A 13,363-nucleotide genomic window follows, 5' to 3' on the forward strand; every position below is an offset into this window, starting at 1 on the left:
GGCGCGCAGCGCTCTGTTTCAGCCCAGCGCCGGAAACCGCCTCAGCCCCTGCAGATCCAGCACCCTCAGCCCGCCGTATTCGATCGCGATCAGCTGCAGGTCCTGCAGGCGGTGCAGGGCCTGGTTGACGCGCTGGCGTGACAGGCCGACCAGATAGGCCAGCTCCTGCTGGGTGATGCGCAGCAGCGTGCCCACGCCGGGGTAGAGCTGCGGATGGAAGAGGGCGGCCAGGTTGCGCGCCACCTTGAGGTCGGGGTCGGAGATGCGGTCGGTCTCGCGCGCGGCGATGAACTGGCCGAGACGCTCATTCAGCTGGTTAAGCACGAAGCGGTTGAAGCCGATGCTGGTCTCCAGCAGCTCGTGGAAGGTCTCCAGCGGCAACCCGGCGACGACGCTCTTGCGCAGCGCCTGGATGTTGTAGCGGTAGACCTCGCGCTTGAGCAGCGTGCCTTCGCCGAACCAGCCGCCGGGCGGCACGCCGGTGAAGGTGATCTGCGGGCCTGAGGAATCGTCGTTGCTCATCTTCAGCAGGCCGTCGATCACGCCGAACCAGAAGTTGGCCGGCTTGCCGATGCGGCAGACCCGCTCGCCCACCTCGGCATCGGCCACCTGAAGCTCGCTCTCGGCGTGGCGGCGCTGAATCGGGTCCAGCATCTTCAGCCAGGGGATGGCGTCGAGCTCGGCGCGCGTCGGCGCGCGTGCGCGCTGCCGTAGCGGTGGGTGGGCCGTCTGTGCCGACGGCTCGGTCTCTTGCATGCTTGTCTCGTCCATACGCCAGTCTCCGGGCGCCTTGATGACGGCAGGCTTACACGAGGGGTGCAATCTTCTACGGGAAATCCTGCCCCCGTGGAGACCCTAGGAATGTCGTTGCAATGACAACATGGCGTCAAAGTCAGGCCTAGGATTGCATCGCCAACTAGCAAAGACGAGCGGTGTACCGGCCTGCGCAGCAGGGCCGGCCAAGCTACAGGAGACAACGGTGGGCAAGACATTTCCCAGGCTCTTGATCGAGCATGCGGCGCAGCGCCCTGACGCGCCGGCGCTGCGCGAGAAGGAGTACGGCATCTGGCAGACGCTGAGCTGGTCCCAGCTCGCGGCGCTGGTGCGTGACTTGGCGCATGGCCTGGCGGCAGCCGGCCTGCAACGCGGCCAGCACATCGTGGTGGTGGGCGAGAACCGTCCGCGGCTGAACGCCTGCATGCTGGCGGCGCAGTCGCTGGGTGCCATTCCCATCCCGCTGTACCAGGACGCGGTGGCAGCCGAGTTCGTCTTCCCGATCAACAACGCCGAGGTGGCGTTCGCGGTGGTGGAGGACCAGGAGCAGGTCGACAAGATGCTGGAGATCCGCGAGCAGTGCCCGCAGCTGTCCTGCATCTGGTACGACGACTCGCGCGGCCTGCGCAACTACAGCGAGCCGGGTCTGGCCTCGCTGGACGCGCTTCGCGAGGCGGGGCAGCAGCATGCGCGCCAGCATCCGAGCTTCTACGACGCGCAGATTGCCGCCGGTGAGGCTGACGATGTCGCGGCGATGTTCTTCACCTCGGGCACGACAGGCAATCCGAAGGGCGTGGTGCACACGCATGCGACGCTGATCGACCGCGCCGCCGCAGGCGCGCGCTTCGACAAGCTGAGCAGCGCCGAGGAGGTGCTGGCCTACCTGCCGCCGGCCTGGATCGGGCAGAACATCTTCAGCTACGCGCAGTGGCTGGTCTGCGGCTATGTGGTGAACTGCCCTGAGTCGGCCAGCACGGTCTCCATCGACCTGAAGGAGATCGGCCCGACCTATTACTTCGCGCCGCCGCGGGTGTTCGAGGGGCTGCTCACCAGTGTGACCATCCGTATGGAGGACGCCGGTGCGATCAAGCGCTGGCTGTTCGGGCAATGCATGGCGCTGGCGCGTCGCGTCGGTCCGGACCTGATGGATGGCAAGCCTGTGGGTGCGCTGGACAAGCTGAAGTACGCGCTCGGCAACTTCTTCATCTACGGCCCGCTGCGCAACACGCTGGGCCTGTCGCGGGTGCGCGTGGCCTACACGGCAGGCGAGGCGATCGGGCCGGACCTGTTCACCTTCTACCGCTCGATCGGCATCAACCTGAAGCAGCTCTACGGCTCCACCGAGACGGCGGTGTTCGTCTGCCTGCAGCCCGACCATGAAGCGCGCGCCGATACGGTGGGCGTGCCCATCGAGGGCGTGGAGATCAAGCTGGCCGACAGCGGCGAGATCCTGGTCAAGTCGCCCGGGCTGCTCAAGGGCTACTACAAGAACGAGGCGGCCACCGCCGAGGTGCTGACGCCCGAGGGCTGGTACCACACCGGCGACGCGGGCTTCATCGACGCGCATGGCCACCTGAAGATCATCGATCGCGCCAAGGATGTCGGCCGCCTGATGGGCGGGCCCAACGACGGCGCGATGTTCGCGCCCAAGTATGTGGAGAACAAGCTCAAGTTCTTCCCGCACATCAAGGAGGCGGTGGCCTTCGGCGACAAGCGCGAGAAGGTCTGCGCCTTCATCAACATCGACTTCGAGGCGGTGGGTAACTGGGCCGAGCGCCGCAACCTGCCCTATGCCGGCTACACCGACCTGGCGCAGAAGCCCGAGGTCTACGAGCTGATCCGCGATTGCGTGGAGAAGGTCAACGCCGACCTCGCGCAGGACGAGCTGCTGGCTGGCAGCCAGATCACCCGCTTCCTGGTGCTGCACAAGGAACTGGACGCCGACGATGGTGAGCTCACGCGCACCCGCAAGGTCAGGCGCGGCGCCATCGCCGAGAAGTACGCGGTGCTGATCGACGCGCTGTACGGCGGCAAGAGCTCGCAGTTCATCGAGACGGCCGTGAAGTTCGAAGACGGCCGCACCGGCAAGGTGTCGGCGGATCTGAAGATCGTCGACGTGAAGACCTTCCCTGCAGTGAAGAGGGCAGCCTAGATGTTCACCCCCACAGTCGCGGCTTTGCCGCTTCCCTGCCCCCCGAGGGGGCGCTCAACGCCCTTGGGGCGGCCCTGCGAGCGTTGATCATGGCCGAGAAGAAGATTGGCGACGTCATCCTCGACGTCCAGAACATCAGCCTGCGTTTCGGCGGCGTGAAGGCGCTGACCGACATCAGCTTCAACGTCCGTGAGCACGAGATCCGCGCCATCATCGGACCGAACGGCGCCGGCAAGAGCTCGATGCTGAACTGCATCAACGGCGTCTACACGCCGCAGGAAGGCAAGATCACCTTCCGCGGCCAGACCTTCAGCCACATGAACTCGCGCCAGGTCGCCGAGATGGGTGTCGCGCGCACCTTCCAGAACCTGGCGCTGTTCAAGGGCATGAGCGTGATCGACAACATCATGACCGGCCGCAACCTGAAGATGAAGACCAACATCTTCCAGCAGGCCATCCGCTGGGGCGCGGCCGAGCGCGAGGAGTGCGAGAACCGCGCCTTCGTCGAGCGCATCATCGACTTCCTCGAGATCCAGGCCTGGCGCAAGACGCCGGTGGGGCGCCTGCCTTACGGCCTGCAAAAGCGCGTGGACCTGGGCCGCGCGCTGGCGATGGAGCCGCAGGTGCTGCTGCTGGACGAGCCGATGGCCGGCATGAACGTCGAGGAAAAGCAGGACATGTGCCGCTTCATCCTGGACGTCAACGACGAGTTCGGCACCACCATCGTGCTGATCGAGCACGACATGGGCGTGGTGATGGACATCTCCGACCGCGTCGTCGTGCTCGACTACGGCAAGAAGATCGGTGACGGCGCGCCCGACGAGGTGCGCAGCAACCCCGACGTGATCAACGCCTATCTGGGCACATCTCACTGAGGTCAGCGCGATGGGATTCTTTCTTGAGACACTGATCGGCGGCCTGATGACGGGCATGCTGTATTCGCTGGTCGCGCTGGGCTTCGTGCTGATCTTCAAGGCCTCGGGCGTGTTCAATTTCGCGCAGGGCGCAATGGTGCTGTTCGCGGCGCTGGCGATGGCGCGCTTTGCCGAATGGTTCCCGGCGCTGTTGGGCTTCGATAGCAAGCTGCTGGCCAATCTGCTGGCCTTCGTCGCCGCCATGGCGGTGATGGTGGCGGTGGCCTGGGCCATCGAACGCTTGGTGCTCGGTAAGCTGGTGAACCAGGAAGGCATCACGCTGCTGATGGCCACGCTGGGCATCACCTACTTCCTCGACGGCTTCGGCCAGACCCTGTTCGGCAGCGAGATCTACAAGATCGACGTGGGCCTGCCCAAGGACCCGCTGTTCCTGCTGGACACGGTGTTCCAGGGCGGGCTGCTGGTCAACAAGGAAGACCTCTACGCTGCCGGCATCGCTGCGGCACTGGTGGCGGGTCTGTCGGCCTTCTTCCAGTACACCGCCACCGGGCGTGCGCTGCGTGCGGTGGCCGACGATCACCAGGCCGCGCAGTCGATCGGCATTCCGCTGAACCGCATCTGGGTGATCGTCTGGTCGGTGGCCGGCTTCGTCGCGCTGGTGGCCGGCGTGATCTGGGGCTCCAAGCTGGGCGTGCAGTTCTCGCTGTCGCTGGTGGCGCTGAAGGCGCTGCCGGTGGTGATCCTGGGCGGTCTGACCTCGGTGCCCGGCGCCATCATCGGCGGCCTGGTGATCGGTGTCGGCGAAAAGCTCTCCGAGGTCTATATCGGTCCGATGCTGGGTGGCGGCATCGAGATCTGGTTCGGCTATGTGCTGGTGCTGTTCGTGCTGCTGGTCCGCCCGCAGGGCCTGTTCGGCGAGAAGATCATTGACCGCGTATGACGCGGGCAATGGTCTTCCGGTGAAGACTGACTTCGCGCAGCGAAGTTAAGCGAAGCGGGTCGAAACCAAAAGATCAGTCGAAAAGAGACAAGTCATGCTTTACAGAGAAAACGGTCAGTTCAAGACCTCTTACTCCGCTGACCAGCAGATCTTCCCCATCGTGCAGGACCGCCTCGGCATTGCGCTGCTGCTGGTCTTCGCGGTGGTCGGCGTGCCGCTGCTGGCCGACGAGTACGCCTTCCGCGCCATCCTGATCCCCTTCTTGATCCTGTCGCTGGCCGCGCTGGGCCTGAACATCCTGGTCGGCTATTGCGGCCAGATCTCGCTGGGCACCGGCGCCTTCATGGCGGTGGGCGCCTATGCGGCCTACAACTTCCTGATCCGCGTGGAAGGCATGCCGGTGATCGCCGCCATCCTGCTGGGCGGCCTGTGCGCGACGGTGGTGGGCATCTTCTTCGGCATCCCCTCGCTGCGCATCAAGGGCCTGTATCTGGCGGTGGCCACGCTGGCGGCGCAGTTCTTCGTCGACTGGGCCTTCCTGCGCGTGCAGTGGTTCACCAACTACTCGACCTCGGGCACGGTCAGCGTCGCGGACCTGCAGATTGCCGGCTACCCGATCGAGAGCCCGGTGGCCAAGTACCTGTTCTGCCTGGGCTTCGTCGTGGTGTTCGCCTGGCTGGCCAAGAACCTGGTGCGCAGCCACATCGGCCGCGAGTGGATGGCGATGCGCGACATGGACGTGGCCGCTGCCGTGATCGGCATCCGCCCGGTCTACGCCAAGCTGACCGCGTTCGCGGTGAGCAGCTTCATCGTCGGCGTGGCCGGCGCGCTGTGGGGCTTCGTGCACCTGGGCTCGTGGGAGCCGGCCGCCTTCTCGATCGACCGCAGCTTCCAGCTGCTGTTCATGGTCATCATCGGCGGCCTGGGCTCCATCATGGGCAGCTTCTTCGGCGCGGCTTTCATCGTCGTGCTGCCCATCATCCTGAACCGGCTGCTGCCTATGCTGGGCGACATGATCGGCGTGAGCATCGGCACCGCGCTGATCGCGCACACCGAGCTGATGATCTTCGGCGGCCTGATCGTGTTCTTCCTGATCGTCGAGCCGCATGGCCTGGCACGACTGTGGTCCATCGGCAAGGAAAAGCTGCGCCTGTGGCCCTTCCCGCACTGAAGCCGTTCCCCTCGCAACCCACTTCAACCCCGCACCGCAGAGTGCACATTCCTAGGAGACAAGCATGAAACTCAAGCAGCTCGCGATGGCGGCCTCGGTGGCCGCAGCCGGACTGGCCTCGCTGGTGGCCATGCCGGCAGCCGCACAGGACAAGGTGCAGTTCTTCCCGGTGCTGTCCGGCCGCACCGGCCCGGTGGCGCCGAACGCCACGCCCTGGGCCAACGGCCACAACGACTACATGAAGCTGGTCAATGCGCGCGGCGGCATCAACGGCGTCAAGACGCTGGTCGAAGAGTGCGAAACCGCCTATGCGACCGACCGCGGCGTGGAGTGCTACGAGCGCCTGAAGGGCAAGCACGGCGGCGCCACGGTGTTCCAGCCCTTGTCCACCGGCATCACCTTCGCGCTGACCGACAAGGTGCCGGCCGACAAGATCCCGCTGATCACCTCGGGCTATGGTCGCAGCGACACCGCTGATGGCGGCATCTTCAAGTGGAACTTCCCGCTGATCGGTCACTACTGGGTGGCCGGCGACGTGGTGCTGCAGCACATCGCGAAGAAGGAAGGCGGCTGGGACAAGCTCAAGGGCAAGAAGATCGCCGTCGTCTATCACGACAGCGCCTTCGGCAAGGAACTGCTGCCCATCGTGCAGGAGCGCTCCAAGATGCACGGCTTCGAGCTGCTGCTGCTGCCGGTGCCGGCGCCCGGCGTCGAGCAGAAGGCCATCTGGCTGCAGGTGCGCCAGCAGCGCCCCGACTTCGTCGTGATGCAGACCTGGGGCGTGATGACGCCGACGGCCATCAAGGAAGCCGTGGCCACCGGCTATCCGCGCGAGAAGATGTTCGGCACCTGGTGGTCGGGCGCCGAGCCTGACCTGAAGGACATCGGTGCGGCGGCCAAGGGCTACAGCGCGGTGATGATGCAGCACGGCGCGGAGCCGGGCTCTCAGGTGGTCAAGGACATCCTCGACAAGGTCTATGCCAAGGGCGAGGGCGCTGGTCCCAAGGAAGACGTCGGCAGCGTGCTGTACATGCGCGGCGTCGTCGGCGCGATGCTGGCCACCGAAGGCGTGCGCGCAGCGCAGGAGCGCTTCGGCAAGGGCAAGGTCATGACCGGCGAGCAGGCGCGCTGGGGCTATGAGAACCTGAACCTGACGCAGGCCAAGCTCGATGCGCTGGGCTTCAAGGGCGTGATGCGTCCGGTCTCCACCAGCTGCGCCGACCACCTCGGCGCCAACTGGGCCCGCGTGCACACCTGGGACGGCAGCAAGTTCGTCTGGGCCTCCGACTGGCTGCAGGCCGACGAGCAGATCATCAAGCCGATGGTCAAGGCCTCTGCCGAGAAGTACGCCGCCGAGAAGAAGATCAGCCGTCGCGCGCCGGCTGACTGCCAGTCCTGACCGGCTGGAGCCGATCAGGACGGGCTGCGCCTGGTTCCGACGGCTCCCCACCCCATCCCCGCCCTCCGAGAGGGCGGGGTGGTCGCAACCTCTCCCCTGTCCCCTCCCGCGAGGGGAGGGGGACTTCCTGCAGGCCCTTCTTCAAAGCACCGCGCGCGGTGCTTTGAAGAGCCAAGAGGTAACTATGAGCAATGCCAACAACATCCTGCTGAACGTCAACGGCATCGAGGTCATCTACAACCATGTGATCCTGGTGCTCAAGGGTGTGTCGCTGCAGGTCAAGGAGGGCGGCATCGTCGCGCTGCTGGGCGGCAATGGCGCCGGCAAGACCACGACGCTGCGCGCGGTGTCCAACCTGCTCGCGGGCGAGCGCGGCGAGGTCACCAAGGGCTCGATCGAGCTGCGAGGCGAGCGCATCGAGAACCTGTCGCCGGCGCAGATGGTGGACCGCGGAGTGATCCAGGTGATGGAGGGCAGGCACTGCTTCGCCCACCTGAGCATCGAGGACAACCTGATGACCGGCGCCTACACCCGCAAGGACGGCAAGGCCGCAGTGGCCGAGACGCTGGAGAAGGTCTATGCGTACTTCCCGCGGCTGAAGACTCGCCGCACGTCGCAGGCGGCCTACACCTCGGGCGGCGAACAGCAGATGTGCGCGATCGGCCGCGCGCTGATGGCCAATCCGAAGATGGTGCTGCTGGACGAGCCTTCGATGGGCCTGGCGCCGCAGATCGTCGAAGAGGTGTTCGAGATCGTCAAGGACCTGAATGCCAAGGAAGGCACGACCTTCCTGCTGGCCGAGCAGAACACCAATATGGCACTGCGCTATGCCGACTATGGCTACATCCTCGAGAACGGTCGCGTGGTGATGGACGGCGAGGCCAAGGCCCTGCGCGAGAACGAGGACGTCAAGGAGTTCTACCTCGGCATGGGCGGCGGCGACCGCAAGAGCTTCAAGGACGTGAAGAGCTACAAGCGGCGCAAGCGCTGGTTGGCTTGACCCACCCCCTACGCGCTGCGCGCGCCCCCTCAAGGGGGCGACACCGGCAGCCCGGCAGAGCCGGATCTGCGGTGCCTGCTCGGTAAGACAGGATATGCGAATGCCCAGCGATGAGTAACGACAACGACTTCTTTGCCTTGCCGGCCTTCAAGCCGGACGAGGCGCTGCTCAGGCTCAAGCGCGATCTGCGGGACTTGCGGCAGCTGGCCGAGCGTGATGGCGGCCGCAGCTTCATGCTGAAAGGGCTGGATGTGCTGGAGCTGGCGGTGGACGGCGGGCAGCTGAACGCCAGGCTCGCCAAGCGCCCGGCACAGCGGCCTGAATGGGACAGCTGGACCTGCAAGAGCAGCGCCGATGTGCGCCGCCTGCAGGACGAGATCAAGAAGCGCCTGGTGCGCTGGACGACGGAAGACTGATGACATGAGCGCTGCTTTCTACGACGCCCTGGAGACCCGGGACCCGGCCGAGCGCGAGCGTGCGCTGATGCAGGCCCTGCCGGGGCAGATTGCCCACGCGCAGCGCCATGCGCCAGCATTCGCCGAGCTGCTGGCCGGCGTCGATGCCCAGGGCATCAACTCGCGCGCAGCGCTGGCGCAGCTGCCGGTGACGCGCAAGAGCGAGCTGCTCGAGCGCCAGCAGGCACTGCGCGCCAGCAGTCCCTTCGGCGGCTTCTCGGCGATCGGCTGGGGTGCGGCGCGCCGGGTCTTCCAGTCGCCGGGCACGATCTACGAACCCGAGGGCCGTGCGCCGGACTACTGGCGCATCGCTCGCGCGATGCATGCCGCCGGCTTCCGTACCGGCGAGCTGATCCACAACAGCTTCTCCTACCACCTGACACCGGCCGGCTCGATGATGGAGACCGGCGCGCATGCGATCGGTTGCACCGTCTTCCCCGGCGGCGTGGGCAATACCGAGCTGCAGCTGCAGGCCATCGCCGAGCTGCGTCCCGGCGGCTACGCCGGCACGCCCAGCTTCCTGAAGATCCTGGTCGACAAGGCCGGCGAAGCGGGGCAGGCGCTGTCGATCAAGAAGGCGCTGGTCAGCGGCGAGGCTTTCCCGCCGGCGCTGCGTGACTGGCTGATCGAACGCGGCATTACCGGCTACCAGGCCTACGCCACCGCCGATGTCGGCCTGATCGCCTACGAGACCCCGGCCCGCGAGGGTCTGGTGATCGATGAGAGCGTGATCGTGGAGATCGTGCGCCCCGGCAGCGGCGAGCCGGTTGCGGCAGGCGAGGTCGGCGAGCTGGTCGTCACCACGCTGAACCCCGACTATCCGCTGATCCGCTTCGGCACCGGCGACCTCTCGGCCTTCATGCCCGGCACCTGCCCGAGCGGCCGCACGAATGGCCGCATCAAGGGCTGGATGGGCCGTGCCGACCAGAGTGCCAAGGTGCGCGGCATGTTCGTCCACGCCAAGCAGGTCGCCGAGATCGCCAAGCGCTTCCCCGAGATCCAGCGTGCCCGCCTGGTGGTCGAGGGCGAGATGGCCAACGATCGCATGACGCTCAAGCTGGAAGTCAGCGCACCGCCCGAGGGCCTGGTCGACCGGGTGGCCGGTGCGATCCGCGACGTGACCAAGCTGCGCGGCGAGGTCGTACTGCTGGCGCCGGGCAGCTTGCCCAATGATGGGCGCGTTGTCGAAGACCTGCGCAAATTCGACTGAGATGGCTTCCCTGCTGCGCCGCCGCCATGCGTCGTTGGCTGGATGCTCGGGATCCTCACGTACAGGAAGTACGTTCCGGTCCCTGTGCTCCAGCCGCCTAGCCTGACGACGGCTCGCTAAGGAAGTCCTCGGCCTTCGGCCTGCGGTTCGGGTTCAACGCTGGCTGCGATCCAGCGTGAAGGCGGCGACCAGTCCGCTTAGGCGCAGCGCCTGCTCGCGCAGCTGCTCGGCGGCGGCGGTGGATTCTTCCACCAGCGCGGCGTTCTGCTGCGTCATCTGGTCGAGCTGATTCACCGCCTGGTTGATCTGCGCAATGCCCGAGCCTTGCTCGCGGGCGCCGGCCGAGACCTCGGCAATGATGTCGGCCACGCGCTTCACGCTGGCGACGATCTCCTGCATCGTGCTGCCGGCTTCGTCGACCAGGTGCGATCCGCTCTCCACGGTGGCGACGCTGCGGCCCACCAGCTGCTTGATCTCCTTGGCGGCCTCGGCGCTGCGCCCGGCCAGCGAGCGCACCTCGGAGGCGACGACCGCGAAGCCGCGTCCCTGCTCGCCGGCGCGCGCGGCCTCGACGGCCGCGTTCAGCGCGAGGATATTGGTCTGGAAGGCGATGCCGTCGATCACGCCGATGATGTCGCCGATGCGCGCCGAGCTGCTCTTGATCTCGCTCATCGTGGCGACCACCTGGCCCACCACCTCGCCGCCGCGCGCCGCCACGGATGCGGCAGAACTGGCCAGCTGATTGGCCTGCGCTGCCGCATCGGCGGAGGCATTGACGCCACTGGTGAGCTGCTCCATCGACGAGGCGGTCTGCTGCAGATTGCTGGCCGCCTGCTCGGTGCGCATCGACAGGTCCTGGTTGCCGGAGGCAACCTCGGTACTGGCGGTCTGTATCGAGTCGGCGGAGCTGCGGATCTCGCCGACCAGGCCGCGCAGCTTGTCCTGCATCGCCGCCAGGCTGGAAAGCAGTCGGCCCAGCTCGTCCTCGCTCTCGGGCACGAAGGACGAACTCAGATCGCCGGCGGCGATGCGCTCGGCCACGACGATGGCGCGGTCGACCGGGCGGGTGATGCCGATGCGGATGCGCCGCGCCAGCAGCGTGCCGATGAGCACGGCGGCGGCGCTGATCAGACCGATCAGCCACAGTGCGCGCTGACTCGAGGCCTTGATGCCCTCGGCTGCGGCCAGGCTGGCCTGGTCCTGCGCGCTGACGAAGGCCTGCACCTTGCCGCGCCAGACGGACTCGGCAGGCTTGACCGCGCCGTTGAGTGTCATCGTGGCGTCGATGTTCTGGCCCTCGGCACCCTCCTTGGCGGCCTTCTGCACCAGGGGCAGGGCTTGTTGGGCGGCAGCCTGGATCTCGGCCAGCAGCTTGCGTTCGTCCGCCGGTGCTGCATCGCCCACCGCTGCCGCCAGCGCTTGCTGCTCGCGCTGGTAATCGCTGACGGCAGCCTGCAGTTGCTTGAGCTCTGACTCGATCTCCTTGGGCTCAGTCAGCAGCGTCAGGCTGCGCGCGTGCAGGCCCATGGCGTTGATGCGATGCAGCAAAGCATTGCCCAGCGCGGTCTTGGCATTGTTCACCTCGACCACCGCCTGCATGCGCGTGCTCAGCTTGGCGAGCTGCAGGCCGCCAAGCAGGGCCATCAACAGCATCAGCCCCAGCAGCAGACCAAAGCCCAGGCTCAGGCGGCGCCCCACCGAGCCGGTCATCATCTTCAGCAATCCCAACATCTTGCCTGTCTCCTCGTGTTGTGGTGTTTGATCCGTCCGCGCGAATCTTGGCCGGGGCCGGCGGCGGCCACTGTTACTTCGGTGACAGAGGACCCCCAGGAAAGCCCCGCCTTACGTAATTCCCGATACGCTGCGGGCATAGTGCACACCTAGCATCGCACTGCAGCGTTGTTGCTGACACCAAACCGACAAAACACAAAGGAGCACGTCGATGAGCCCGAAGACCATGAAGACCTTGCTGGCCGGACTGGCCGCGCTGATCGCCGGACCGGCACTGGCCGAGTACCCGGAAAAGCCGGTCACCATCGTCGTGCCGTTCGCCGCCGGCGGGCCGACCGACAAGGTGGCGCGCGATCTGGCCGAAGCGCTGCGCAAGCCGCTGGGCGGCACGCTGGTGATCGAAAACGTTGGCGGCGCCGGCGGCACGCTGGGCGCCACCAAGGTGGCCAAGGCCGCACCGGACGGCTACACGCTGTTGCTGCACCACATCGGCATGGCGACTTCGCCGGGTCTGTATCGCAACCTGCAGTACAAGACCCTGGACGACTTCGAGTACCTGGGCATGATCAACGAGGTGCCGATGACGCTGATCGGTCGCCCCAGCCTGCCGGCGAACAACTATGCCGAGCTGCTGAAGTGGATCGACGCCAACAAGGGCAAGATCAACCTCGCCAATGCGGGCCTGGGCGCGGCTTCGCACCTGTGCGGCCTGCTGTTCCAGTCCTCGCTGAAGGTGGACATGACGACCGTGCCGTACAAGGGCACGGCGCCGGCGATGAACGATCTGCTCGGCGGTCAGGTGGACCTGATGTGCGACCAGACCACCAACACCACCGGCCAGATCGAGTCCGGCAAGGTCAAGGCCTATGCGGTGACCACGTCCAAGCGCCTTTCGACACCGGCGCTCGCCAAGCTGCCGACGCTGGACGAATCGGGCCTGAAGGGCTTCAACGTCAGCATCTGGCACGGCATGTACGCGCCCAAGGGCACGCCCAAGGCAGTGCTGGACAAGGTCAATGCCGCGCTGAAGACCGCGCTGAAGGACCCCGAGTTCATCAAGCGCCAGGAGGCACTGGGTGCCGTGGTGGTGACGGACGCGCGCGTCAACCCGGCCGAGCACAAGAAGTGGGTCGATGCCGAGATCAACAAGTGGGGCCCCGTCATCAAAGCGGCGGGGCAGTATGCGGATTGATCGCGTGACTGTCTGAACGAAGCGGGCTGCTCTGACGATGCAGCCCGCCGATGGATGAGACCTGCTTCGGCGGGTCTTGTCGCTTTTGTGCTCAGGTCTCCACCACCACGAAGTGCTTGCGCACCGGCTCGACGACCTCGAACTCACCCTCGAAGCCGGGTGGAATCACGCAGCCCTGGCCGGGGCCGATATCGGTCACTGCACCATCGGCGCCATGCAGCCGCGCCAAGCCGGAGATCACGAAGAAGTACTCCTGCTCGTTGGCCGGAAAGACGATGCGCCAGCGGCCCACCTCGCATTCCCACACACCGGCGCTCATCGGTGCCGCGTCGTGCAGCAGCCAGGTCTTGCGCCAGGGCGCGCCCTGCACGCGGCGCTCCGCGCGAGGCTGATCGAGCGCCGGTGCCAGACCCTCGGTGCTGTCGATCCTCGTGATCTGCGGATTCAGGGCTTGTTCACGCATG

General features: G+C 66.3%; 12 protein-coding genes. 9 read left to right on the forward strand and 3 right to left on the reverse strand.

Features of this window, described 5'->3' with window-relative positions:
• Positions 1-18 precede the first annotated feature (18 nt).
• Positions 19-756 carry a Crp/Fnr family transcriptional regulator gene (locus AC2EBS_RS00340; protein ID WP_484726400.1) on the reverse strand — a complete coding sequence of 246 codons (738 nt, stop codon included), beginning with the start codon at positions 754-756 and terminating at the stop codon, positions 19-21.
• Positions 757-979: 223 nt separating this feature from the next.
• Between AC2EBS_RS00340 and AC2EBS_RS00345 the strand changes: the two genes are divergently transcribed.
• The 8 genes from AC2EBS_RS00345 (at position 980) to AC2EBS_RS00380 (ending at position 9,976) form a co-directional block, all read left to right on the forward strand.
• Positions 980-2,926: an AMP-dependent synthetase/ligase gene (locus tag AC2EBS_RS00345; protein WP_484726401.1), complete on the forward strand. Its 1,947-nt coding sequence runs from the start codon at positions 980-982 to the stop codon at positions 2,924-2,926.
• Positions 2,927-3,015: 89 nt separating this feature from the next.
• On the forward strand, positions 3,016-3,801 hold the full coding sequence (locus AC2EBS_RS00350) for an ABC transporter ATP-binding protein (protein WP_484726402.1): 786 nt from the start codon (positions 3,016-3,018) through the stop codon (positions 3,799-3,801).
• 10 nt (positions 3,802-3,811) lie between these two features.
• Positions 3,812-4,741 (forward strand): branched-chain amino acid ABC transporter permease, encoded by a 930-nt coding sequence (locus AC2EBS_RS00355; RefSeq protein WP_484726403.1) that lies wholly within the window; start codon positions 3,812-3,814, stop codon positions 4,739-4,741.
• A 94-nt stretch (positions 4,742-4,835) separates the two neighbouring features.
• The gene (locus tag AC2EBS_RS00360) at positions 4,836-5,912 is read left to right on the forward strand and encodes a branched-chain amino acid ABC transporter permease (RefSeq protein WP_484726404.1); all 1,077 of its coding nucleotides are present in this window, start codon (positions 4,836-4,838) and stop codon (positions 5,910-5,912) included.
• Positions 5,913-5,976: 64 nt separating this feature from the next.
• Positions 5,977-7,311: an ABC transporter substrate-binding protein gene (locus AC2EBS_RS00365; protein ID WP_484726405.1), complete on the forward strand. Its 1,335-nt coding sequence runs from the start codon at positions 5,977-5,979 to the stop codon at positions 7,309-7,311.
• A gap of 184 nt (positions 7,312-7,495) precedes the next feature.
• Positions 7,496-8,311: an ABC transporter ATP-binding protein gene (locus tag AC2EBS_RS00370; RefSeq protein WP_484726406.1), complete on the forward strand. Its 816-nt coding sequence runs from the start codon at positions 7,496-7,498 to the stop codon at positions 8,309-8,311.
• 110 nt (positions 8,312-8,421) lie between these two features.
• Positions 8,422-8,727 (forward strand): hypothetical protein, encoded by a 306-nt coding sequence (locus AC2EBS_RS00375; RefSeq protein ID WP_484726407.1) that lies wholly within the window; start codon positions 8,422-8,424, stop codon positions 8,725-8,727.
• 4 nt (positions 8,728-8,731) lie between these two features.
• A complete protein-coding gene (locus AC2EBS_RS00380) occupies positions 8,732-9,976 on the forward strand; it encodes a phenylacetate--CoA ligase family protein (protein WP_484726408.1) in 1,245 nt (414 codons plus the stop codon).
• Positions 9,977-10,129: 153 nt separating this feature from the next.
• Here AC2EBS_RS00380 and AC2EBS_RS00385 read toward each other — a convergent pair whose 3' ends face one another.
• Complete coding sequence (locus AC2EBS_RS00385; protein ID WP_484726409.1) at positions 10,130-11,707, reverse strand: methyl-accepting chemotaxis protein; 1,578 nt, start codon at positions 11,705-11,707, stop codon at positions 10,130-10,132.
• A 226-nt stretch (positions 11,708-11,933) separates the two neighbouring features.
• Here AC2EBS_RS00385 and AC2EBS_RS00390 point away from each other — a divergent pair, with 226 nt between their 5' ends.
• Positions 11,934-12,899: a tripartite tricarboxylate transporter substrate-binding protein gene (locus tag AC2EBS_RS00390; protein ID WP_484727530.1), complete on the forward strand. Its 966-nt coding sequence runs from the start codon at positions 11,934-11,936 to the stop codon at positions 12,897-12,899.
• A gap of 91 nt (positions 12,900-12,990) precedes the next feature.
• Here AC2EBS_RS00390 and AC2EBS_RS00395 read toward each other — a convergent pair whose 3' ends face one another.
• The gene (locus AC2EBS_RS00395; protein ID WP_484726410.1) at positions 12,991-13,362 is read right to left on the reverse strand and encodes a cupin domain-containing protein; all 372 of its coding nucleotides are present in this window, start codon (positions 13,360-13,362) and stop codon (positions 12,991-12,993) included.
• Position 13,363 lies beyond the last annotated feature (1 nt).

It is taken from the genome of Roseateles sp. T103, from assembly GCF_057219915.1.